Here is a 23,116-nt window from a genome sequence, read left to right as displayed (position 1 = left end):
GCCTGCGAAGGTGACCTCCGAGGGTGCAGAAGACGAGCTGGCCGCGCAGGCCGACGACGGCTCCGACGGAGATTTGCGTCGTCGCTGGCAGACGCTCGCCGACGAGGTCCGCGAGCACCAATTCCGCTACTACGTGCGTGACTCGCCGATCATCAGCGACGCCGAGTTCGACGAGATGCTTCGCGAACTGGAGGCGCTCGAGGACGAGCACCCCGAGCTGCGCACGCCCGACTCACCGACGCAGCTTGTCGGCGGCGCCGGCTTCGCCACGGACTTCACCGCCGCCGATCATCTCGAGCAGATGTTGAGCCTGGACAACGTGTTCACACCCGACGAGCTCGCCGCATGGGCCGCGCGGATCAAAGGCGAGATCGGGGACGACGCCTACTTTCTGTGCGAGCTCAAGATCGACGGGGTGGCCCTGTCGCTGGTGTATCGCGACGGCCGGTTGGAGCGCGCCGCCACCAGAGGCGACGGCCGCACCGGTGAGGACGTCACGTTGAACGCCCGTACCATCGGCGACATACCCGAAAAGCTCAAGGGAAGCGAGCAATTCCCGCTACCGAAGGTTCTCGAGGTGCGCGGTGAGGTGTTCTTCCGGGTGGCCGACTTCGAGGAGCTCAACGCCGGGTTGGTCGCAGAGGGTAAGCCGCCGTTCGCCAACCCGCGCAACAGCGCCGCCGGCTCGCTGCGCCAGAAGAACCCGGCCGTCACCGCGCGTCGCAAGCTGCGGATGATCTGCCACGGCGTGGGCCACATCGAAGGCTTCCGGCCGAAGACACTGCACGGCGCCTACCTGGCCCTCGCGGCCTGGGGGCTGCCGGTCTCCGAGCACACCACCCGGGTGAAGGGGATGGCCGCGGTCACCGAGCGAATCGCTTACTGGGGTGAACATCGCCACGAGGTCGACCACGAAATCGACGGTGTGGTGGTCAAAGTCGATGACGTGGCGCTGCAGCGCCGTCTGGGATCGACGTCGCGGGCGCCACGGTGGGCGACCGCATACAAGTATCCGCCCGAGGAGGCGCAGACCAAGCTGCTCGACATCCTGGTCAACGTCGGCCGCACCGGCCGGGTGACGCCGTACGCGTCCATGGTGCCGGTCAAGGTGGCCGGCTCGACGGTCGGTCAGGCCACGCTGCACAACGCTTCGGAGGTCAAGCGCAAGGGCGTGCTCATCGGCGATACGGTGGTGATCCGCAAGGCCGGTGACGTGATCCCCGAGGTACTCGGTCCGGTCGTCGATCTGCGCGACGGTTCCGAACGCGAGTTCGTGATGCCGACGCACTGTCCGGCGTGCGGAACCAAGCTGGCGCCCGCCAAGGAGGGCGACGCCGATATTCGCTGTCCAAACACCCGGTCCTGTCCGGCGCAGTTGCGCGAGCGCGTGTTTCACGTCGCGGGCCGCGGCGCGTTCGACATCGAGGGCCTGGGCTACGAGGCGGGGACCGCGCTGCTGCAAGCCGGCGTCATCACCGACGAAGGCGACCTGTTCACGCTGACCGAAGCGGACCTGCTGTGCACCGATCTGTTCACCACCAAGAACGGTGAGCTGTCGGCGAACGGCAAACGGTTGCTTGCCAATCTGGACAGGGCCAAGTCGCGACCGTTGTGGCGGGTGCTTGTCGCATTGTCGATCCGTCACGTCGGGCCGACCGCGGCCCGCGCACTGGCCACCGAGTACGGCAGCCTGGACGCGATCATGGCGGCCTCCGAAGACGAATTGGCGGCCGTCGAGGGCGTCGGACCGACCATCGCAGCCGCCGTGACCGAGTGGTTCACCGTCGACTGGCACCGCGCGATCGTGGACAAGTGGCGCGCTGCCGGCGTGCGGATGGTCGACGAACGCGACGCGAGCATCGCGCGCACCCTCGAGGGGCTGTCGATCGTCGTCACCGGGTCGCTGACCGGGTTCTCCCGGGACGAGGCGAAGGAGGCGATCGTCACGCGCGGCGGTAAGGCGGCGGGCTCGGTGTCGAAGAAAACGGCCTATGTGGTGGCGGGGGATTCGCCCGGCTCGAAATACGACAAGGCTGTCGAGTTGAACCTGCCGATCCTCGACGAGGACGGTTTCGCCCGGCTGTTGGAGTACGGACCCGACGGCATCTGAGGTCGCGTTTGTCTGTCCCGTCCATCGGGCACTCGACCGGGCGAGGCGACAAGGAGTTGTGATGGCGATCTGTGATACCTGCGGCAACGACTACGACAAGGCGTTCAACGTGACATGGCCCGACGGGCGCAGCGCGACGTTCGACAGCGTCGAGTGCGCGGCCGTGCAACTGGCCCCGGAGTGTGCCCATTGCGGGTGCCGAATCCTCGGCCATGGCGTGGAGACCGAAGAAGCGATCTTCTGCTGTGCGCACTGCGCGCGCAAGGACACCAACGCCGACGTCAACGACCGCTGGCCCGTTCCCGCGGGCGGCTGACGCCCGGCTGCGCGGGTCAGCGCAGAATCGTCGCGACGATGCCCGCCAGATAACCGAGCCTGGCGACCTCCGACGGGCGGAAAAGCGGTCCACCCGGGCGGCCGAGCACCACCGCGGTGCGCGGGTCGCCGAGCGGGGCGGCCGCCAGCGTGGTGGCCATGTCGCGCCACAGCTGCGGAACCCAATCGGCGTCGCCGTCGAGCGCCTCGGCGTGCTGCAGCGGCAGCCACGGCGTTTCTGCCGTCTGGGTTTCGGGGGCACCATGACTGCCGGCCACCCGTTCGGGTCCCGCCTCCGTCAACCGGACCACCGAGCACCAGCCGACTCGAAGCACCCTGGGCGCCTCGTCGACGAGCACCTGGAGCTTCTGGGCCCTGGGCGCCGCAGCGACGTGGTCGACGAGTTCGAGCTCGCGGTGTGCCTCGAGCAGCCCGGTATGCGGCCGGACCGAGTCGACGTAGACACCCTTGATCTGTTCGGCGGCGGTGATCAGCATGTCGGGCATCGCACCGGCGGGCAGTTCGACCACGAGATCGTCGACGGCATAGCCGGCCGAGCGTTCCACCACGTCGAGAGACAGGATGTCGGCGCCCACCGAGCCGAGCGCCACGGCAAGTGAGCCGAGGCTGCCCGGTCGGTCCTCGAGCTGGACCCGCAGCAGGTACGTAGGCACGCGCAACACTGTTGCACAAGGCGCCGTCCCGAGCATTCTCGCGATGAGCGCTTGCGCGAAGCGAGACGACCGCGTCGGGCGCAGCGGCGACGGTGACTAGGCTTGCTTGTCGTGTCGCAGATCTCCCGAGACGAGGTGGCCCACCTGGCCCGTCTCGCTCGCCTCGCCCTGACCGAAGACGAGTTGGACAGCTATGCCGGGCAGTTGGACGCCATCCTCGACCATGTCAGCCAGATCCAGTCCGTCGACGTCGCCGGCGTCAAGCCGACCGGCAACCCGCTCACCGACGTCAACGTCTTTCGGCCCGACGTCGTCGAGCCGTGCCTGACCCAGGGAGAGGCACTGGACCAGGCGCCCAAGGCGGCCGAGGGCCGGTTCGCGGTCCCGAGGATTCTGGGGGAGGCGGAGTGAGCGACCTGACCAGGATGGACGCGTCGACGCTCGGGCAGAAGATCGCCACCAAGGAGGTGTCGTCGACCGAGGCCACCAAGGCATGCTTGGACCAGATCGCGGCGATCGACGACCGTTACCACGCCTTCCTGCACGTTGCGGAGAACTGCGCCTTGGCCGCCGCGGCACGAGTCGACGCCGCCGTGGCCGCCGGAGAGGCTCTGCCCTCGCCGCTGGCCGGGGTGCCGGTGGCGCTCAAGGACGTGTTCACCACGACCGACATGCCGACGACCTGCGGCTCCAAGATCCTCGAGGGCTGGACGTCGCCGTACGACGCGACTGTCACCGTGCGGTTGCGTGCGGCGGGCCTACCGATCCTGGGCAAGACGAACATGGACGAGTTCGCGATGGGTTCGTCCACCGAGAACTCCGCGTACGGGCCGACCCGCAACCCGTGGGACGTCGACCGCGTCCCCGGCGGGTCCGGCGGCGGCAGTGCCGCCGCGCTGGCGGCGTTTCAGGCGCCGTTGGCCATCGGCACCGACACCGGTGGCTCGATCCGCCAACCGGCCGCGCTGACCGCCACCGTCGGCGTGAAACCGACCTACGGCACCGTGTCGCGCTACGGGCTCGTCGCCTGCGCGTCGTCACTCGACCAGGGCGGCCCGTGCGCCCGCACCGTCCTCGACACCGCCCTGTTGCACCAGGTGATCGCGGGCCACGACGCGAAGGATTCGACGTCGGTCGACGCCGCGGTGCCCGATGTCATCGGCGCGGCCAGGGCGGGCGCGGCCGGCGACCTGAACGGTATGCGGATCGGCGTGGTCAAGCAGTTGCGCGGCGAGGGCTACCAAGCCGGCGTGCTGGCGTCGTTCAACGACGCGGTCGAACAGCTGACCGCGCTGGGGGCCGAGGTCAGCGAGGTGGACTGCCCGCACTTCGACTACGCGCTGTCCGCCTACTACCTGATCCTGCCGTCCGAGGTGTCGAGCAACCTCGCACGGTTCGACGCGATGCGGTACGGGCTTCGCGTCGGCGACGACGGCACGCGCAGCGCCGAGGAGGTCATGGCGTTGACCCGCGCCGCGGGATTCGGCCCAGAGGTCAAGCGCCGCATCATGATTGGCACGTATGCGCTGTCGGCGGGCTATTACGACGCCTATTACAACCAGGCCCAGAAGGTCCGCACGTTGATCGCGCGCGACCTCGATGAGGCCTACCAGAAGGTTGACGTGTTGGTGACGCCGACCACTCCTTCCACGGCATTCCGTCTCGGGGAGAAGGTCGACGACCCGCTGGCCATGTATCTGTTCGACTTGTGCACGCTGCCGCTGAATTTGGCGGGACACTGCGGGATGTCGGTGCCCTCGGGCCTGTCGCCCGACGACAATCTGCCGGTCGGGCTGCAGATCATGGCACCGGCCCTGGCCGACGACCGGCTCTATCGCGTCGGCGCCGCCTACGAGGCGGCGCGGGGTCCGCTGCCGACGGCGATCTAGGTACCGCGAGCGCACGTTCTTCTACGCAAACACCGACAGAGGGCGCGAACTACCGCGCACTCGGGGAGGATGTAGGCATGCGAGTCGGAGTGCTGACCGGTGGCGGCGACTGTCCAGGACTGAACGCGGTGATCCGAGCGGTGGTCCGCACGTGCGACGTGCGGTACGGCTCGTCGGTCGTCGGATTTCAGGACGGCTGGCGCGGGCTGCTGGAGAACCGTCGCGTCCAACTCGCCAACGACGACCGCAACGACCGGCTGCTGGCGAAGGGCGGCACCATGCTGGGTACGGCGCGCGTGCATCCGGAGAAGCTGCGGGCCGGGCTTGACCAGATCAAGCAGACGCTCGACGACAACGGCATCGACGTACTGATCCCGATCGGCGGCGAGGGCACGCTCACCGCGGCGCACTGGCTGTCGGAGGAGAACGTCCCGGTGGTCGGGGTGCCCAAAACCATCGACAACGACATCGACTGCACCGATGTGACGTTCGGACATGACACCGCCCTCGGCGTGGCGAGCGAGGCCATCGATCGGCTGCACAGCACGGCGGAGTCCCATCAACGGGTGATGCTCGTCGAGGTGATGGGCCGGCACGCGGGATGGATCGCGCTGAACGCCGGCCTGGCCTCGGGCGCGCACATGACCCTCATTCCCGAGCAGCCGTTCGACGTCGAAGAGGTCTGCCGACTGATCAAACAGCGCTTCGTGCGCGGTGACTCGCATTTCATCTGCGTGGTGGCCGAAGGAGCCAAGCCCGCGGAGGGCACGATGCAGCTGCGGCAGGGCGGTATCGACGAGTTCGGTCACGAACGCTTCACCGGCGTCGCGCAGCAACTCGGGTTCGAGGTGGAGAAGCGGATCAACAAAGAGGTGCGGGTGACGGTGCTCGGTCACGTGCAGCGCGGCGGCACGCCGACGCCCTTCGACCGCGTGCTGGCCACCCGCTTCGGGGTCAACGCCGCCGACGCCGCGCACGCCGGTGAGTACGGGATGATGGTGTCGCTCCGCGGGCAGGATATCGGCCGGGTTTCGCTGGCCGACGCGACCCGTCAGTTGAAGCTGGTCCCGCAGAGCCGTTACGACGACGCCGCGGAGTTCTTCGGCTGATCTACCCCTGGCAGACCCCACGGCGAGCGCAGAGGCAAACCCCCTCTGTTCCGCCGTTTCGAGCAGTCGCGGGTCTGTCCCCGACTTCGTGTGAGCCCACGCCGGTGACGGCCACTAGGATCGGCCGCATGACTGCCACGGCCCAGGCTGACCTGCTGGACTACGACGACGTCGTCGCCAAATACGACCCTGTGCTGGGCCTAGAGGTGCACGTCGAGCTCAACACCGCCACCAAGATGTTCTGCGGGTGCGCCAACAAGTTCGGGGCCGAACCCAACACCCAGGTGTGCCCGGTCTGTCTGGGCCTGCCCGGATCGCTGCCGGTGCTCAACTTGAAAGCCGTCGAGTCGGCGATCCGGATCGGGCTCGCGCTGAACTGTGAGATCGTGCCGTGGTGCCGGTTCGCTCGGAAGAACTACTTCTATCCGGACATGCCGAAGAACTACCAGATCTCGCAGTACGACGAGCCGATCGCGATCGACGGTTTTCTCGACGTGCCGCTCGACGACGGTTCCACCTGGCGGGTCGAGATCGAGCGCGCCCACATGGAAGAGGACACCGGCAAGTTGACCCACCTGGGCAGCGAGACCGGGCGCATCCACGGCGCGACGACGTCGCTGATCGACTACAACCGTTCCGGTGTGCCGCTGATCGAAATCGTCACCAAGCCGATCGAGGGCGCAGGCCCGCGCGCTCCCGAGGTGGCCCGGGCCTACGTGACCGCGCTACGGGACTTGTTGCGCGCGTTGGATGTATCCGATGTCCGGATGGATCAGGGGTCGATGCGCTGCGACTCCAACGTCTCGCTGAAGCCAACCGGGCAGCAGGAGTTCGGTACCCGCACCGAGACCAAGAACGTCAACTCGCTGAAGAGTGTCGAGGTCGCTGTCCGTTACGAAATGCGCCGCCAGGCAGCCATTCTCGAGTTTGGAGGCCGAATCCATCAGGAAACAAGGCACTTTCACGAGGACGGCCACACATCGCCGGGCCGCAGCAAGGAGACCGCCGAGGACTACCGGTATTTCCCAGAGCCCGACCTCGAACCGGTGGCCCCCGGCGCCGAGTGGGTCGAGCGTCTGCGCCAAACGATCCCCGAGCTTCCATGGGTGCTACGCAAACGGATTCAGGACGACTGGGGGGTCTCCGACGAGGTGATGCGCGACCTGGTCAACGCCGGCGCAGTGGAACTGGTCGCGGCCACCGTCGAACAGGGCGCCTCCAGCGACGCCGCCCGGGCCTGGTGGGGAAACTTTCTGGTGCAGAAGGCCAACGAAGCCGGCGTCGAACTCGACGATCTGCCGATCACGCCCACCCAGGTGGCCGCGGTGGTCAAGCTAGTCGACGACGGCAAGTTGTCGAACAAGCTCGCGCGCCAGGTCGTCGAGGGTGTGCTCGCCGGCGATGGCGAACCCGAGCAGGTGATGAAGGACCGCGGGCTCGAGGTCGTGCGTGACGACTCGGCGCTGCAGTCCGCCGTGGACGAGGCGCTGGCCGCCAACCCCGACGTCGTAGAGAAGATTCGCGGCGGCAAGGTGGCCGCCGCGGGCGCGATCGTCGGCGCGGTGATGAAGGCCACCAAGGGGCAGGCCGATGCGGCACGGGTGCGCGAACTGGTATTGACTGCCTGCTCCTAGCGTCGAGAGCCGAGCGTTGCTGCAAGCCCACCGAGGACCTGTTGTCTCACTTGATCGACCTCGAGGTCGGCGGGGCCGAACTGACCGTCGACGACATTCACCGCTTCGTCGCCACGCTGGTGACCAACACTCCCGTCGCCTGAGCGATTTGTGGAGTCGCACCGGCGGTCAGCGCCGTGTTCTGTTCGGGGACATCGCTGACAGTTGTATGTCTCGGGACATCGCTGACACTTGAGTAGGGCCTGGGCCAGGATGGCTCATGGCTCAGAAGGTGACGGCGATGGACATTCGGATGGCTTCGGCGTTGGCCGGCCAGGTCGACAACGTGGCGCAGTTCTGCCGGGACAGCGCGATCAGTCGACAGACGTATTACAAGTTCCGCAAGCGTTTCCGTGACGGTGGGATCGAGGGTCTGCAGGATCGGTCGCGGCGTCCGCTGACTTCGCCGGGGCAGACCCCGGTCGAGGTGGAAGACCTGATCGTGTTGCGGCGTAAGCAGTTGATCGAGGATGGCCGCGATCACGGTGCACAGTCGATCGTGTGGTCGTTGCAGCGCGAGGGTATCGCGGTGCCGTCAGTGTCGACGGTGTGGCAGATCTTGACCCGTCGCGGGGCGATCGTCCCGCAGCCACAGAAGCGGCCGAAGTCGGCGACCAAACGGTTTTGCTTCGATCGGCCCAACGAGTGTTGGCAGTCCGATTGGACCGGATGGACGCTGGCCGACGGCAGCGCGGTGGGCATCGCGGGCAGTCTCGACGACCACTCCCGGTATGTGGTGGGTTTGCGCGCGGGTGCCGGTGACGCGGACGCCGAGCTTGTCTGGGAGGTGATGCTGGCAGGCATCGACGAGTGCGGGATACCATCGATGTCGTTGTCGGACAACGGAATCGTCTACACTGGCCGCTTCCACGCGCATGAATCAGCTTTCGAGGTCAATCTGCGCGCTCTCGGGGTGCGGACCATCAACTCGACGCCGTTTCACCCGCAGACCTGCGGCAAGATCGAGCGGTTCTGGCAGACGCTGAAGAAGTGGCTGTCTGCCCGCGATCCGGCGGCTACTGTCGAGGAACTCAACGCCCTGCTCGAGCAGTTCCGCACCTATTACAACCACCAACGGCCGCACCGCGCGCTACGTGGCGCCACCCCGGCCGAGGCATTCAGCGCCACCGTCATGGCCCGCCCCGCCGAGCGTCCACTGCCCGCACCGGTGTTCGTCAGCCGCCGCACCGTCGGAGAGAAGTCGGGACAGGTGTTCGTCGCGCCCTACAAGGTCAACGTCGGGCTGCGCTGGGCCGGCCACGACTGCGATGTCATCCGCGACGGCGAGCACATCACCATCTTCAGCGGCAACCGACTCGTGCGCACTCTCACTGCCGATCCCACACGCAACTACCAGTCCATCGACAAGACCACCCGCACCTATCGCACCCGCGAGCCCAAACCGGCATCATGAGTGTCAGCGATGTCCCGAGACATAAGTGTCAGCGATGTCCCGAGACACCACACGGCGGTCAGCGCCGCTAACACTCCAGAAATCGCACGTAGTTACCCCGTTTACGCCATGACGTGCTTGATGCGGGTGTAGTCCTCGAACCCGTACATCGACAGGTCCTTGCCGTGGCCCGACGACTAGAACCCGCGGTGAGCGGTGTCGCGGTGTCCACGTTTGCGTACAGGGCTGTTCGCTGGCCAGAACCGCAGCCATGGCTGCAATATCGAGCGAGGCCAGCCGGTCAGGTGTTGTCCGCGGGACTGCGTGGGAAACCGCCGCCCTGTGGGAACAGCGGGAAGACGACATCGTCGAGCTTCTGCGCGTCGCCCGCCGTCTTGTTGATCGTGGCGCCCCAGATATTGCCGTCTGGCGACATCGCCAGCGCCCAGGCGTGGCCGTGCTGGTCCTGGCGCACCACCTCGGGGTCGCCGGTGACCGCGCCAGTCTCGGGAGCCATTCGGACGGCGACGGTCTGCTTGGTGTTGACGAGGTTGACCAGCACCGACCCGTCGAGCGCCGCGCAACCCGCCACGCCCGGCCGGTCGGGCCAGGTCCACACCGTCGAAGTCTTGGAGTCCTTCGTGATGCGCTGCAACCGGTCACCGGACGGTGCGCGGTCGGTGACGTACAGGGACCCGTCCGAATGATCGATACACATGCCGCCCGCGGCGCCCAGGCCCGACAGCGCCGTCGTCGTCGGGGCCTGGTCGACCGTGGTGGGCTGTTCGATGCGCAACGCCTTGCCCGCCAGAGATTGCGGGTTCGCGGCGTCGGCGGCGTTTCCCGCGTCGCCGGTCTGCACGAGCAGCGTCGTCGGGCTGGTGAAGATCAACGAGCCCGTGTTGCCGGTGGCGCCCTTCGGGATGCCGGTGAGGATCGGCTTGGGGATGTCGCCATCGGCGATGCGGACGACGCGGTTGTCCGTCGGGGTGCTGACGTAGGCATACATCAGCCGGTCCTGTTGATAGGTCGGCGAGAGCACGATGTCCATCAGCCCGCCGTCGCCCGAGCCGTCGACCGGCAGCGTCGTCTTGACCTTGGGCTCAGCCCGGACCGAAACCTCCTTGACAACGCCGGTCGTGCGCTCAGCGACCAGCGCTGACTGGTTGTCGGGGAGCATGATCAGCCCGCTGGTGCTTTCCAGGCACCCTTGCATGACGCCGGGCGCCGGGCACTCCTTGGGGAACGGCGTCGGCGGCAGCGGAGGCGGGGGTGGCGGCGTCGACGTCGGGCCCGGCTCGAGTTTCGGCTCGGTGGTGAACGGCTGCGACTGCAGATCGTCGAATCGCGCACATCCCGACCCGACGAGCAACGCCGCACACGACACGGCGAGCACACCCCGCATCGGACGGCGCAGTTTCATGCGAGCCAGGTTACGGATCGTTCGGCCGTGCCCGCCACGCGCACCCGCCGGACGCAGCGGCAGAGAACCGGTGAATTAAGGCCCCGAAAGCACCGCGCCAATACCCGGTTACCGGGTCATCAGCACTTACGCTGGCAGTGTGACCAGTCATTCCAATGACCCACGTGCCTGGCAGCGGCCCGACGACGCGGCCGGGCAGCCGGCGTCGGCGAGCCTGGTCGACCCCGAAGACGATCTTCCCTCCGCCAACTACGCGGGCGACTTCGAGACCACCGCGATCCCGCACTACGACGCCAACAGCGCCGCACCGGTCTCGCCTGGGTTCGGATTGCTAAACGACCCCGAACCGCTGCCGTACGTGCAGCCTGGCGATCGACACGTACTGGACAGCTATTCGCCTGAGCCCGCCGAGGTCGGGCCTGACCCGTTCAGGGGTGCGGCGGACCGTCGCGGCACGCTCGACCTGGGCCTTCTCTTGCTGCGGCTTGCGGTGGGCGCGCTGTTCATCGGCCATGGGCTGCAGAAGGCGTTCGGCCTGTGGGGCGGCCCCGGGCTCAGCGGGTGGGAAACGGAACTGTCCGATATGGGCTTCCGCTACGCCGACATCCTGACCTACGTGGCGACCGGCGGTCAGATCGTTGCCGGGGTGCTGCTGATCCTGGGTCTCTTCACTCCGGTCGCGGCCGCCGGTGCGCTGGCATACCTGGTGACCGGTGTGCTGGCCGAGGCGATGGTCGCCCACGAGGCGGCGCGGCTGTCGGACTTCCTGACCGACGGGCACGAATACAAGGTGTTCCTGACGTGCGCGGTAGCGGCCCTCGTGCTGACCGGGCCCGGCCGGTACGGATTCGACGCCGGACGCGGATGGGCGCGCCGGCCGTTCCTAGGGTCGTTCGGCGCGTTGGTGCTCGGCGCGGGCGCGGGTGTCGCGATCTGGGTGCTGTTCAACGGCGGCAATCCGTTCGCCTAATGGGAGTCGATCGGCGAGCCTCGAATGAATAGTGATTCGGTGCGGCGACGCTGATTATCGAGCCGCTGGTCGGTGAGCACTGCGTTCGCCTGGAGTGCTGTTCGACTCCTATGACTAGATCGTGCCCCGACCGGTTCGGTGAGGTCGCTTATAGCGCTGATGGGGTGTCGTGCCGTGCGTGAGCACTGATCCATTAGGTCGCCGCCGAGTGTCCTCGGGCTCACATCTGAATCAACGACGAGCGCAGGAGGTGGACACTGATGATCTTCGTCGGCGACGACTGGGCCGAAGACCATCACGACGTGTATCTGATGGACGAGACAGGCCAACACTTGGCGGCCCGGCGATTACCCGAGGGCCTGGCCGGTATCCGGGCCCTGCATGAGCTGATCGCCGCGCACGCCGAGGAGCCAAACCAGGTGCTGGTCGGCATCGAAACCGATCGGGGCCTGTGGGTCTCGGCGTTGGCCGCGGCCGGCTATCAGGTGTGGGCGATCAACCCGATGGCGGCCGCCCGCTACCGCGATCGGCATCACGTGTCGGGGGCGAAGTCCGATGCCGCTGATGCCAAGCTGTTGGCCGATCTGGTCCGCACTGACCGGCACAATCACCGACTGATCGCCGGCGACAGCCCGCAGGCTGAGGCGATCAAGGTGCTGGCCCGTTCTCATCAAAGCTTGATCTGGGCACGCACCCGGCATGCCAACATGCTGCGCAGCGGGCTGCGGGAGTACTACCCCGCTGCGCTGGAGGCCTTCGATTCGCTCACCGACAGCGACGCACTGGCCATCCTGGGACGTGCTCCAACACCTGACCAGGGCGCTCGACTGAGCGTGGCCAAGATCGGATCGGCACTCAAAGCTTCTGGACGGCAACGCAACATCGAGTCACGCGCCACCGAGATACAAGCCGTGCTGCGCCGTGAGCATCTCACTGCACCGCCCGCGGTCACAGCCGCGTTCGGGGCCACCACGACCGCGGCGGTGCACGTCATTGCCGCGCTGAACACTCAGATCACCGACCTCGAAACCGCGCTGGCCGACCATTTTGAGACGCACCCGGACGCCGACATCTACCGCTCCCTGCCAGGACTTGGTGTTGTGCTCGGCGCCCGGGTGCTCGGTGAGTTCGGGGACGACCCGAACCGGTTCACCACGGCCAAGTGTCGCAAGAACTACGCGGGAACATCACCGTTGACCATCGCGTCGGGTCGAAAACGTGCCGTGCTGGCCCGCCACATCCGCAACAAACGCCTCTACGACGCAGTCGATCAATGGGCGTTTTGCACGCTGACCCGAAGCGTCGGCGCTCGTGCCTACTACGACGAACACCGCGCCAACGGCGACACCCACCACCAAGCCATACGCGCACTCGGAAACCGCCTCGTCGGCATCCTCCACGGCTGCCTACGCCACCACACCCGCTACGACGAACACAAAGCCTGGGCACACAGACAAGCCGCCGCCGCTTGACCCGCTACACACCTGGGGTATCTAGTCCTGCGGATAGGGGTTCGGAACGCGGCCGCCGCTGGCCTCGGTCAGCAGCGGCAACGTCGCGAATGTCACCGCCGGCAGGCGCAGTTGCCTGCCGTCCCGAAGATGCGCGTAGGCCGACGAACCCTTGCCGAATCGCAGGCCGTCGACGTCGTCCCATCGCACCGTCTCACTGCCCAGCAACGTGCGCGCGGTCAGGGCGTCGCGGTCGGCCACCGTCCGGGAGCGCGCGACGTGGACAGAGAGTCCGATCGGCACGATCAAGAGCAGGGCCACCCAAGTGAGACCCGCGAGAACGAGCGCGAGCAGGCTGAGCGCCAGGAACCCGACGGCGAAATGCGCCATCGGGGAGATTCGGATGACGACGGGGGCAGGCACAGCGTCGGGACTCACCCCGCCATCTTCGCACTGAGTCGCGATTTGACCCGTGACCAGTGCAGAGGCTACCGTAGACGGCTATGCAGACCGTGGGGGTGCTCGTAGTAATTGGTAAGCGCGTTGATGCCGCGCTCGCCCTTATGCGGGCATAGCCACCGGCACCGACGCGCGACCCTCGTACAGCAGCCTTGCTGACGGGGGTTTTTTCTTGCCCCGACAACCGATTTGAGACCCTAGATACGGATCCGAACCAGGATTTAGGAGAACGAACACCGTGAGCGCACCAACAACTCGACCGCTGGAGCAGGTGGCCGCAACCGTGCCCGATGACGGACATGTCGAGAAATCGCGAGCGACGTCGACGCCCGCGTCGGCCCAACGCGTTGCGCCGCAACAGATGACCGGCGCGCAGGCGGTGATCCGGTCGCTGGAGGAACTGGACGTCGACACGATCTTCGGGATCCCCGGCGGCGCGGTGCTGCCGGTGTACGACCCGCTGTTCGACTCCCAGAAGCTGCGCCACGTACTGGTCCGCCACGAGCAGGGCGCCGGCCATGCGGCCAGTGGTTATGCGCACGCGACCGGCAAGGTCGGCGTGATGATGGCCACCTCGGGTCCTGGTGCCACGAACCTGGTCACGCCGCTGGCCGACGCGCACATGGACTCGATCCCGGTGGTCGCGATCACCGGTCAGGTCGGGCGAGGCCTGATCGGCACCGATGCGTTCCAAGAAGCCGACATCTTCGGCATCACGATGCCGATCACCAAGCACAACTTCCTGGTGCGCAGCGGCGACGAGATCCCGCAGGCGATCGCCTCGGCGTTCCACATCGCGTCGTCAGGACGTCCTGGTCCGGTGCTCGTGGACATCCCCAAGGACGTCCTGCAGGGCCAGTGCACATTCAGCTGGCCGCCGCGCACCGACCTGCCCGGCTACAGGCCGAACACCAAGCCGCACAGCCGCCAGATCAGGGAGGCCGCGAAGCTGATCGCGGCGTCCCGCAAGCCGGTGCTCTACGTCGGCGGCGGCGTGATCCGCGGCGATGCCAGCGCGGAGCTCCTGGAACTGGCCGAGCTGACCGGTATTCCGGTAGTCACCACGCTGATGGCGCGCGGTGCGTTTCCCGACAGTCATCCGCAGAACATGGGCATGCCCGGGATGCACGGCACGGTGTCGGCGGTGGCCGCCCTGCAGCGCAGCGACCTGTTGATCGCGCTGGGCACCCGCTTCGATGACCGGGTGACCGGCAAACTGGATTCCTTTGCGCCGGAGGCAAAGGTCATCCACGCCGACATCGACCCCGCCGAGATCGGTAAGAACCGTCACGCCGATGTGCCGATCGTGGCTGACGTCAAGGCGGTCATCGCCGAGCTGATCGGGGCGCTGCGCCGCGACGACATCGCCGAGACGCTCAAGATCGACAACTGGTGGGAGTATTTGCACGGGGTGCAGGCGACATACCCGTTGAGCTACGGGCCGCAGAGCGACGGCAGCCTGTCGCCGGAGTATGTGATCGAGACGCTGGGCAAGATGGCAGGGCCGGAGGCGGTGTACGTCGCGGGCGTCGGACAGCACCAGATGTGGGCCGCCCAGTTCATCTCCTACGAGAACCCGAAGACGTGGCTCAACTCCGGCGGCCTGGGCACCATGGGTTACGCGGTGCCCGCGGCGATGGGCGCCAAGTTCGGCCGCCCCGAGGCCGAAGTCTGGGCCATCGACGGCGACGGCTGCTTCCAGATGACCAACCAGGAGCTGGCGACCTGTGCCGTCGAGGGTGCGCCCATCAAGGTGGCGCTGATCAACAACGGCAACCTCGGCATGGTGCGTCAGTGGCAGACGCTGTTCTATGACGAGCGGTACAGCCAAACGGATCTGGCCACGCACTCGCGCCGCATCCCCGACTTCGTCAAGCTCGCCGAGGCGCTCGGCTGCGTCGGATTGCGTTGTGAGCGAGCCGAAGACGTCGAGGACGTGATCAGGCAGGCACGTGAGATCAACGACCGTCCGGTGGTGATCGACTTCATCGTCGGTGCGGACGCCCAGGTGTGGCCCATGGTCGCGGCTGGCACCAGCAACGACGAGATCCAGGCCGCTCGCGGCATCCGCCCGCTGTTCGACGATCCGGAAGAAGGGCACGCCTGATGAGTACGGCCGCAACGCACACATTGTCGGTGTTGGTCGAGGACAAGCCCGGTGTCCTGGCACGGGTCGCGTCGCTGTTCTCACGCCGCGGCTTCAACATCCAGTCCCTTGCGGTCGGCGCGACCGAGCACAAGAACATGTCGCGGATGACGATCGTCGTCAGCGTGGAGGAAGCGCCTCTCGAGCAGATCACCAAACAGCTCAACAAGCTGGTGAACGTGGTCAAGATCGTCCAGCAGGAAGAGGACAACTCGGTATCCCGCGAGCTGGCGCTGATCAAGGTGCGCACCGACGCGTCGACCCGCGGGCAGGTCATCGAGGCGGTGAACCTGTTCCGCGCCAAAGTCGTCGACGTGTCGACGGAGTCGTTGACGATCGAGGCGACCGGCACCCAAGAGAAGCTCGAGGCGCTGCTACGGGTATTGGAACCCTTCGGGATTCGCGAGATCGTGCAGTCCGGTGTGGTCTCGCTGTCGCGCGGCCCCCGCGGTATCGGCAACACCAAGTAAGCCAAGTCAGTTAGTAGATAGGAAAGTACGTGGCAGTTGAGATGTTCTATGACGACGACGCGGATCTGTCGATCATCCAGGGCCGCAAGGTCGGCGTCATCGGGTACGGCAGCCAGGGCCATGCGCACTCGCTGAGCCTGCGCGACTCCGGTGTGCAGGTGAAGGTCGGGCTCAAGGAAGGGTCGAAGTCGCGCGAGAAGGTCACCGAGCAAGGCCTGGAGGTGGACACTCCGGCCGAGGTCGCCAAGTGGGCCGACGTCGTCATGCTGCTGGCGCCCGACACCGCGCAGGCCGACATCTTCGCCAACGACATCGAGCCCAACCTCACCGACGGCAACGCGCTGTTCTTCGGTCACGGCCTCAACATCCACTTCGACCTGATCAAGCCGCCGGCCGACGTCACCATCGGAATGGTCGCCCCGAAGGGACCCGGGCACCTGGTGCGCCGGCAGTTCGTCGACGGCAAGGGCGTGCCCTGCCTGATCGCGATCGACCAGGATCCCAAGGGCGAGGGGCAGGCGCTCGCGCTGTCGTACGCCAAGGGCATCGGCGGCACCCGCGCCGGGGTCATCAAGACCACGTTCAAAGACGAGACCGAGACCGACCTGTTCGGGGAGCAGGCCGTGTTGTGCGGTGGCACAGAGGAACTTGTCAAGACAGGCTTCGACGTCATGGTGGAGGCCGGATACGCGCCGGAGCTCGCGTACTTCGAGGTGCTGCACGAGCTCAAGCTGATCGTCGACCTGATGTACGAGGGCGGCATCGCGCGGATGAACTACTCGGTGTCCGACACCGCCGAGTTCGGCGGCTACCTGTCCGGGCCGAGGGTGATCGACGCGGACACCAAGGAGCGGATGCGCGACATCCTCTCCGAGATTCAGGACGGCACCTTCGTCAAGAAGCTGGTAGCCAACGTCGAGGGTGGCAACAAGGAACTCGAGGCGCTGCGCAAGAAGAACGCCGAGCACCCGATCGAGGTCACCGGCAAGAAGCTGCGCGACCTGATGAGCTGGGTCGACCGCCCGATCACCGAGACGGCTTAAGACGCGATTTTGTGGAGCCGCAGCGGCGCTCAGCGCCGCTAGCGCTCCACAATCGCACGGTCAGGGGCGGTGTTCGTGCCCGGGACGACCCCGGGTACGACGCCGCTCCTTCATTTCGGACTCGAACACGTGCCTGCGGCCCTGCTGAAGTTCGTCGCGCACCCGGCGCTCGTGATCGCGGAAGACCGACCAGTAGCTGTCGTCGAAGTCCTCGACGATCTGGAAGGTCCAGCGCCCGTAAAGCACATTGCGGCCGACGACTTCGGATTCCAGGCGCTCGGCGACGGCGTCGTGACCGGCTTCGCGCAGTTTGTCGCAGGCCTCGCCCAGCAGTAGGTCCGCCCGTCCCATCAACTGGTGAAACGAATACAACTCGCCGCGCGCGCGTTCCACCCACTCCAGCGCCTCCGATACGGCGCCCACCGCCTCGACGGTTGCGTCGTCGAGTCCCTCGGGGCGGCTGTGCTGTACCTCGTCCTGTCGATCGGTCATGCGGCTATGAGTACCCTCTTCGCTCCAGCCGCCATATCCACTAAGCGAATATTGCATCAGCCTTGCATCGATGAGTTTCCGGATCGGGGTAAACGTCAACCCTGGCCAGGTCGACACCTTAGTGAGCAGGGCGATGGACGACGCTGACAAACCGCGGTACACGGTCCGCGTCGTGGCCGAACGCGTCGGCGTTCCGACCGCGACGCTGCGCAGCTGGAGCCAGCGATACGGAATCGGACCTTCTCACCACCGCCCGGGCCGCCACCGGCTCTACAGCGAGAACGACATCGCCGCCGTGCAGCACATGCACGAGCTGATCGAGCAGGGCACCAGCACGAGCAGTGCCGCCGAACTGACGGTCGAATCGACCATGCCGGCGCGTGGTGACGTCGATGCGGTGTTGTCGGCCGCACTCGAGCTCGACCTCGGCTCGCTGGGCCGACTCCTGCAGACCCACCTGCGTCACTTCGGCGTGCTCGATACGTGGGAGCTGATCGTGCGGCCCGCGTTCGAGGCCATCGTGACGAAACAGGACGGCGGCGGTTGCGTCGACGTCGAGCACGCGCTGTCGTGGACGGTTTCCCGGACGCTGCAGGCGACGCCGCTCGCGCCCCCGGGCGCCTCGACCTCGGTGATCTTGGGCTGCACGCCGCGAGAGACGCACGTTCTGCCGCTCGAAGCCCTGCGCGCGGGCCTTGCCGAACGCGGGCACGGTGCGCTCATGCTCGGTGCCGACGTCCCCATGAGCGCGCTGACGGACGCTATCGCACGGGTCCGATCGCCCGTAAGGGTGATGCTGTGGTCGCAGACCGCCGATACTTCCGACATGGCGATGGTTCGGGCCGCCGCTGGTGCGCAAGTCCTTCTCGGCGGGGCCGGGTGGGACGCCATCTCGCGCGTAGACCCGGGCGTGCGGTTGCACAGCCTGCGCGCGGCGCTGGAATGCTGTGCAGCTGATGCGTGACACCGGACGCATCGATTTCGCGTCGGTTAGCCCCACAGATGTGGGTACATATACGAGGTGTCCGCATTGACGACTACGACGGCGGAGTCCGTCGTCCTGCTCGACGAGGACGGCCGGCCCATCGGCAGTGCCGCCAAGTCCGCCGTGCACCACGCGCAGACCCCTTTGCACCTCGGGTTTTCCTGCTATCTGTTCGACGCCGGGGGACGGGCGCTGTTGGCTCGGCGCGCGCTCGGCAAGCAGACCTGGCCGGGGGTGTGGTCGAATTCGTTCTGCGGGCACCCGGCGCCGGGCGAGAAGGTCGACGACGCGGTGCGCCGACGCGCCGCGCAGGAGCTGGGTGTGGTGATCGAATCGCTGGTCTGCGTGCTGCCGGACTTCCGCTATCGCGCGGTGGCCGTCGACGGCACCGTCGAGAACGAGATCTGCCCGGTGTACGTCGCACGCTGCGACGGCAGGATCCAGGCCGACCCGGCAGAGGTCATGGAATGGATGTGGGTCTCCTGGGAGCAGCTTCGCTCGGCCGTCGAATTGCCGTGGTCGATCAGCCCCTGGGCCATCGAACAGATACCGCTACTCGACGAACGCTACCTGGCCGGATCGTGACCCTGTGCGGCGTCACGTCTGTGCGCGCAGGCGGTACAGCCGTTCGGCGTAGGCGAGGTCGTCGCGCCACAACCGGGTGGCCGCGCGTCGCATGAACGGGGTGATCAACGGCGCGCCGCGTAGCGCATGAGCGAAGCCCGGACGTTCGGAGTGCGCGATGACGGCCTCGATGACCGCGGTGCGCGGGGAACCGTCGCGATCCGCGCCGAGTGGCGTGGCGTGCGTCTCCACCACGCTGCCCGCGCCCTCGCCGTCGATGATGCGCATGACGATGGTGCGTGGCTCGGGCGTGCTGAACTCGGCGATCACCGGAACGCCCAGGCGCCCGATGCGAAACGTCACGGCTACCAGGAAGCGGTCCGCGTCTTCGGGCAGGTCGTCGTCGGCGGCCGGCGCCGAAAGCACCTCGAGCCGCGTGAACGAGTACGGGTGGAACCACGCCCCGTGCCACGGGTCGAGCCGGTTGGCGATGACGTCGGCGGGCTCGCACGTACCGACCAGCCGCGTCACCGCAGACAGCTGTGCGCCGTCCGGACGCTTCGGCAGTATCGGTGCGGCGGTGGGGGTTTCACCGCCAAGCGAATCGAGCCGCACCCACGCAAGAACACCGTCGTCGTGTGCCGGGTAGGGCCGCCAACTCCAGGTCCGGCCGCCGTCGAAGCGCAGGCCGTGCCACGGACAGATCAACGTGCCGCAGTCGATCGTTCCGCCCGCCAGGTCCGCACCGAGATGCGGGCAGGCGGCGGGACCGACCGCCAGCGCGCCGTCGTGGGCACGCCACGCGACCAGTTCGACCCCGCCGACCGTGGCGCTGACCGGGCGCTTGCCGATGTCGTTGCTCGCCGCGAACGCATACCAGTTGCCGCTCGGCCTGGTTTGGGAGCGGCGCAGCGCGGAGTGGATCAGTTCGGGTTCGGCATCGCGATAGGTGGGCTGTTGGCTGGACCACGGGATGCGCGGGAGCATTTCGAACGGCGTGGTTTTCGCCAACCGGGCTCTGAGATCGGCAAGCATGTTCATCTGTGCTGCCTTTCGGCCAGTCGGCGCAGCGGTGCGAAGCGACCCTGGGTGGGCACGGTCTGCAGGTCGTGTCCGGTGAGGCCGAACCGCGTCAGCAGGCGGTTGGCCGCCGACCATCCGGTGGTGGCGGCACGCTCCATCAGTGCGACCGGGAGATCGACGCGGATACCGTCGCCGGCCAGCGCCAAACCCGCGTGCGGTGTTGCCACGGTCGGACGCCGCGAGAAGTCGCCCGGGGCGAAGCGCGGGCAGTCCTGACGGCACAACACCCGTTCACCGACGACCCGCGCGGATGCCGTCTCGGGATAGAGTTCGCGCATCCGGGCCGGTAACCGCTCAAGCACCTCGTCTGGTCCGTCGGTCACGGCGTACGAGTGCAACTCCACCACGGAGCCGCCGGTGCGGCGCGACCAGGTGACCGCCTCGCGCTCGTATCTGTCGAGCACGCTGACATTGTCCAGCGGCGGCCGCCCGCCCGTCCCGAGAAACGCAGCGCGGTCCGGCTTCACCGGCCGATCCAGCCACAGTCGCTGCACCACGAACGGTGCGGCGGTGCGCATCGCGGCGATTCGGGACCGCCAGTCGTCGTCGCCGAGGGAGGGTGAGTCACCGACGATGCGCTGCAGGCCCGCGACGTCGGTTGCCAGCACCACCCCGTCGGCCTCCATGGAGTCACCGCCGTCCGAGCACACCACGAACCGCGCGCCGCTGCGTACTTCGGTCGCCGATACGCCGGTGTGTACCCGCACCCCCAGTGAAGCCAGATAGGCATGCAGCGGATTCCACAGTGCGGTATCGAAGTTGGCGTTCGCGACGTCGAAAACCAGACCTTCGCTGGAGCCCAGGAAGTAAATGTGAAACATCGTCGCCAACTCCGCGGCCGAGAGGTTGGCCGGCTCGGAGAAGAAGCTCCTCGAGAACACTTCGAAGGCCAGATGACGCGCGGCTTCGGGGAAGTTGATGTCGCGCAGGAACGTGTCGGCGTCGATGTGATCCAGCTCGTCATAGATCCTCGGCACCGAGACCGCGGCCAGCGGCGCCGCGGCGCGCGCATTCAGACGCGCCAGGTCGCGCAGGCGGAACGTCGGGCTGCGCAGCGCGAAGGCCAGCGCGTTGAGCGGTGGTTTCTGTGGCAGATTGCGGAAAGTGTCACGCCTGCCGTGCGCATCGACGAGCGGGTAGTCCGAGGCGGGTGTGAGCATGCCCAAGGCGGGATCGATGCGCCGCAACATGTTTCGCAGGTTGTAGTACTGCCGGAAGAACGCATGGAAGCCGCGGTTCATGGCGACCGGGGTGCCGTCGTCGAGCGACTCGGTCCAGCCTCCGACGCGCCCGCCGAGATACGGCTCGCGTTCGAGGACGTCGACACTCACCCCACGTTCGGCCAGGCCGGTGGCCGCCGCCAAGCCGGCGATACCCGCGCCGACGACCACCGCGTGGGGACGGTCCGGCAGCGCTGCCGCTTCGGGCGAACCGGTCGGTGCGGTGTGCGTCACGCGGCGCGGATCGGTCATCGGGGCGCCTCGGCGAGGAAGGTGTGCACGATGTTGCGTTGCCAACCCGGCATCGTCTGGCTGTGCACCGCGGTGAACCCGTTGCGATGCAGGCGATCACGAAACGCGGCGGCGCCGTCGAAGCGATTCACGCTGCGTCGCAGGTAGCGGTAGAGCGATGCGTCACCGCTGCGGAGCCGGCCGCTCGGGATGATGATCGCGGCGCAGACGGCGTTCCACACGGCGGTGGCCAGCCGCGAGTCGCGCACCGAGTACTCGTGTACGGCCAGCGTCCCGCCGGGCCGTAGCAGTGAACGGAACTCTCGCAGTTGAGCATCGGGGTCGGGCAGGTTGCGCACGAGGTAGGCGGCGAAGATACCGTCGAAGGGCCCGGTGACCCCCGCCTCGGCGAGGTCCTCGATGCGGCTGTGTACGAACCGCACCGACGAGGGCCACTGCTTGGCGCGCGCCTCCGCCAGCATCCCTGCCGAGCCGTCCACACCGACGATCTCCGCGTGCGGGGCCACCGCCAGCAGCGCGGCGGTGGATGCGCCGGTGCCACAGCCCGCATCGAGTAGGCGCAGCCCCCGGCCCGAATCGGGTAACCGGAGCCGCTGAGCGGAGATTCGCAGGTGTGCGTGGTAGCCGGGGTTGGAGTTCACCAGCGTGTCGTAGGCCGGCGCGCCCTCGTCGAATGCGGCCGGAACATCCGAGGGATCTTCGGAATTCCGGCCCGCGCAAAGCTTCACGACGCGTCCTCTTTCGGTGCGCGCGGCCGCTGACGCTCCCACAGCAGCAGCACCGCGGTGACCATCGCCCAGCCGAAGAGGAAATCTTCGACCGGGATGTCGAACGGGAACCGTATCCCGCTGGTGTGTTGTTCGTCGTAGATGACGATCGGCGCGCTCAGCTTGGTGAGCCACCCGTCGACCGGAATCTGGAAGCCGAGGACGATCGCCATCGAAATCCAGTACGCCGGCTTGCGAAACAGCCCGGTGCGCAGAACGCCCAACTCCAGCGCGCACACGGCGATCACCGAAAGCGCGGCGGGCACGGTGTATCCAAGTCCGCTCACTCGGCGTGCTCCGCTCGAGCCCGCATCCGCTGGGCCCACGTCAGTATCGTGCTGACGGCGTTATAGGTCAGCAGGCCGCAGATCGGAATCACGAGGAAGAACAGCAGTTCCTCGACGGGCATCACGCCCAGAACGTCGATACCCGTGACGTATTGCGGGTTGTAGGTCCAGACGTCCGCGAAGATGGCGATCGCGTCCCAGAACACGAACACCGCCGCCACGGGCAGCACCGCGGCCGCGGCCCGCCGCGCCTGGCGGTATACGCCCGCGCCGAAGATCTCCAGCGGCGCGGTGATCACCAGGCAGGCGACCAGCACCAGAAGGTAATGCCAGTTGTCCAT

General features: G+C 67.2%; 23 protein-coding genes. 14 read left to right on the top strand and 9 right to left on the bottom strand.

All coding sequences use genetic code 11. The features are described from left to right. Positions 1-10 precede the first annotated feature (10 nt). Both ligA and QGN32_RS03960 read left to right on the top strand, forming a co-directional pair. Positions 11-2,110 carry an NAD-dependent DNA ligase LigA gene (gene ligA, locus QGN32_RS03965; protein WP_326547354.1) on the top strand — a complete coding sequence of 700 codons (2,100 nt, stop codon included), beginning with the start codon at positions 11-13 and terminating at the stop codon, positions 2,108-2,110. A 61-nt stretch (positions 2,111-2,171) separates the two neighbouring features. Further along, positions 2,172-2,426, top strand: a complete 255-nt coding sequence (locus QGN32_RS03960; protein ID WP_326547353.1) for a metallothionein — start codon at positions 2,172-2,174, stop codon at positions 2,424-2,426. 16 nt (positions 2,427-2,442) lie between these two features. Here QGN32_RS03960 and QGN32_RS03955 read toward each other — a convergent pair whose 3' ends face one another. Beyond that, positions 2,443-3,108, bottom strand: a complete 666-nt coding sequence (locus tag QGN32_RS03955) for an ACT domain-containing protein (RefSeq protein ID WP_326547352.1) — start codon at positions 3,106-3,108, stop codon at positions 2,443-2,445. A 102-nt stretch (positions 3,109-3,210) separates the two neighbouring features. Here QGN32_RS03955 and gatC point away from each other — a divergent pair, with 102 nt between their 5' ends. The 5 genes from gatC (at position 3,211) to QGN32_RS03930 (ending at position 9,184) form a co-directional block, all read left to right on the top strand. Further along, a complete protein-coding gene (gatC, locus tag QGN32_RS03950) occupies positions 3,211-3,510 on the top strand; it encodes an Asp-tRNA(Asn)/Glu-tRNA(Gln) amidotransferase subunit GatC (RefSeq protein WP_326547351.1) in 300 nt (99 codons plus the stop codon). Between the two features lie 14 nt (positions 3,511-3,524). Beyond that, entirely contained in the window at positions 3,525-4,988 is a 1,464-nt protein-coding gene (gene gatA, locus QGN32_RS03945; protein ID WP_442791819.1) for an Asp-tRNA(Asn)/Glu-tRNA(Gln) amidotransferase subunit GatA, read from the top strand. Positions 4,989-5,065: 77 nt separating this feature from the next. Next, entirely contained in the window at positions 5,066-6,097 is a 1,032-nt protein-coding gene (locus QGN32_RS03940) for an ATP-dependent 6-phosphofructokinase (protein WP_326547349.1), read from the top strand. A 128-nt stretch (positions 6,098-6,225) separates the two neighbouring features. Next, positions 6,226-7,731, top strand: coding sequence for an Asp-tRNA(Asn)/Glu-tRNA(Gln) amidotransferase subunit GatB (gatB, locus tag QGN32_RS03935; RefSeq protein WP_326547348.1), 1,506 nt, complete (start codon positions 6,226-6,228; stop codon positions 7,729-7,731). Between the two features lie 259 nt (positions 7,732-7,990). Next, positions 7,991-9,184, top strand: coding sequence for an integrase core domain-containing protein (locus QGN32_RS03930; protein ID WP_326544898.1), 1,194 nt, complete (start codon positions 7,991-7,993; stop codon positions 9,182-9,184). 280 nt (positions 9,185-9,464) lie between these two features. Here QGN32_RS03930 and QGN32_RS03925 read toward each other — a convergent pair whose 3' ends face one another. Continuing rightward, positions 9,465-10,586 (bottom strand): PQQ-dependent sugar dehydrogenase, encoded by a 1,122-nt coding sequence (locus QGN32_RS03925; protein WP_326547347.1) that lies wholly within the window; start codon positions 10,584-10,586, stop codon positions 9,465-9,467. 139 nt (positions 10,587-10,725) lie between these two features. Here QGN32_RS03925 and QGN32_RS03920 point away from each other — a divergent pair, with 139 nt between their 5' ends. Both QGN32_RS03920 and QGN32_RS03915 read left to right on the top strand, forming a co-directional pair. Further along, positions 10,726-11,556, top strand: a complete 831-nt coding sequence (locus QGN32_RS03920; protein ID WP_326547346.1) for a DoxX family protein — start codon at positions 10,726-10,728, stop codon at positions 11,554-11,556. A gap of 260 nt (positions 11,557-11,816) precedes the next feature. Continuing rightward, positions 11,817-13,028, top strand: a complete 1,212-nt coding sequence (locus QGN32_RS03915) for an IS110 family RNA-guided transposase (protein ID WP_326547345.1) — start codon at positions 11,817-11,819, stop codon at positions 13,026-13,028. 21 nt (positions 13,029-13,049) lie between these two features. On the opposite strand, the gene QGN32_RS03910 is transcribed toward QGN32_RS03915, so the two are convergent. Then, positions 13,050-13,397: a PH domain-containing protein gene (locus QGN32_RS03910; RefSeq protein WP_326548921.1), complete on the bottom strand. Its 348-nt coding sequence runs from the start codon at positions 13,395-13,397 to the stop codon at positions 13,050-13,052. Positions 13,398-13,704: 307 nt separating this feature from the next. On the opposite strand from QGN32_RS03910, the gene QGN32_RS03905 reads away from it, so the two are divergent. Genes QGN32_RS03905 through ilvC form a run of 3 tightly spaced genes read left to right on the top strand, consistent with a single transcriptional unit; the run spans position 13,705 to position 17,125 of the window. Then, positions 13,705-15,573, top strand: coding sequence for an acetolactate synthase large subunit (locus QGN32_RS03905; protein WP_442791776.1), 1,869 nt, complete (start codon positions 13,705-13,707; stop codon positions 15,571-15,573). After that, a complete protein-coding gene (ilvN, locus tag QGN32_RS03900) occupies positions 15,573-16,082 on the top strand; it encodes an acetolactate synthase small subunit (RefSeq protein WP_326547344.1) in 510 nt (169 codons plus the stop codon). The genes QGN32_RS03905 and ilvN overlap by 1 nt, the downstream gene beginning before the upstream one ends. 41 nt (positions 16,083-16,123) lie before the next feature. After that, positions 16,124-17,125, top strand: a complete 1,002-nt coding sequence (gene ilvC / locus QGN32_RS03895; RefSeq protein ID WP_326548919.1) for a ketol-acid reductoisomerase — start codon at positions 16,124-16,126, stop codon at positions 17,123-17,125. Positions 17,126-17,185: 60 nt separating this feature from the next. Here ilvC and QGN32_RS03890 read toward each other — a convergent pair whose 3' ends face one another. Next, entirely contained in the window at positions 17,186-17,617 is a 432-nt protein-coding gene (locus tag QGN32_RS03890) for a hypothetical protein (protein WP_326547343.1), read from the bottom strand. A gap of 70 nt (positions 17,618-17,687) precedes the next feature. Here QGN32_RS03890 and QGN32_RS03885 point away from each other — a divergent pair, with 70 nt between their 5' ends. After that, on the top strand, positions 17,688-18,581 hold the full coding sequence (locus tag QGN32_RS03885; RefSeq protein ID WP_326547342.1) for a MerR family transcriptional regulator: 894 nt from the start codon (positions 17,688-17,690) through the stop codon (positions 18,579-18,581). A 66-nt stretch (positions 18,582-18,647) separates the two neighbouring features. Continuing rightward, positions 18,648-19,187, top strand: a complete 540-nt coding sequence (gene idi, locus QGN32_RS03880) for an isopentenyl-diphosphate Delta-isomerase (protein ID WP_326547341.1) — start codon at positions 18,648-18,650, stop codon at positions 19,185-19,187. Between the two features lie 12 nt (positions 19,188-19,199). Here idi and QGN32_RS03875 read toward each other — a convergent pair whose 3' ends face one another. The 5 genes from QGN32_RS03875 to QGN32_RS03855 are packed head-to-tail and all read right to left on the bottom strand — an operon-like array spanning position 19,200 to position 23,116. Then, positions 19,200-20,207 (bottom strand): Rieske (2Fe-2S) protein, encoded by a 1,008-nt coding sequence (locus tag QGN32_RS03875; RefSeq protein WP_326547340.1) that lies wholly within the window; start codon positions 20,205-20,207, stop codon positions 19,200-19,202. Beyond that, positions 20,204-21,721: an FAD-dependent oxidoreductase gene (locus QGN32_RS03870; protein ID WP_326547339.1), complete on the bottom strand. Its 1,518-nt coding sequence runs from the start codon at positions 21,719-21,721 to the stop codon at positions 20,204-20,206. Before QGN32_RS03870 ends, QGN32_RS03875 begins: the two co-directional genes overlap by 4 nt. Next, a complete protein-coding gene (locus QGN32_RS03865) occupies positions 21,718-22,449 on the bottom strand; it encodes a class I SAM-dependent methyltransferase (RefSeq protein WP_326547338.1) in 732 nt (243 codons plus the stop codon). Before QGN32_RS03865 ends, QGN32_RS03870 begins: the two co-directional genes overlap by 4 nt. After that, positions 22,446-22,775 carry a lycopene cyclase domain-containing protein gene (locus tag QGN32_RS03860; RefSeq protein WP_326547337.1) on the bottom strand — a complete coding sequence of 110 codons (330 nt, stop codon included), beginning with the start codon at positions 22,773-22,775 and terminating at the stop codon, positions 22,446-22,448. Before QGN32_RS03860 ends, QGN32_RS03865 begins: the two co-directional genes overlap by 4 nt. Next, a complete protein-coding gene (locus tag QGN32_RS03855; RefSeq protein WP_326547336.1) occupies positions 22,772-23,116 on the bottom strand; it encodes a lycopene cyclase domain-containing protein in 345 nt (114 codons plus the stop codon). Before QGN32_RS03855 ends, QGN32_RS03860 begins: the two co-directional genes overlap by 4 nt.

Source organism: Mycolicibacterium sp. ND9-15, assembly GCF_035918395.1.
GTDB lineage: Bacteria > Actinomycetota > Actinomycetes > Mycobacteriales > Mycobacteriaceae > Mycobacterium.
The sequence above is the reverse complement of the archived record's forward strand: the minus strand, read 5'-3'. Positions and strand labels throughout refer to the sequence as shown.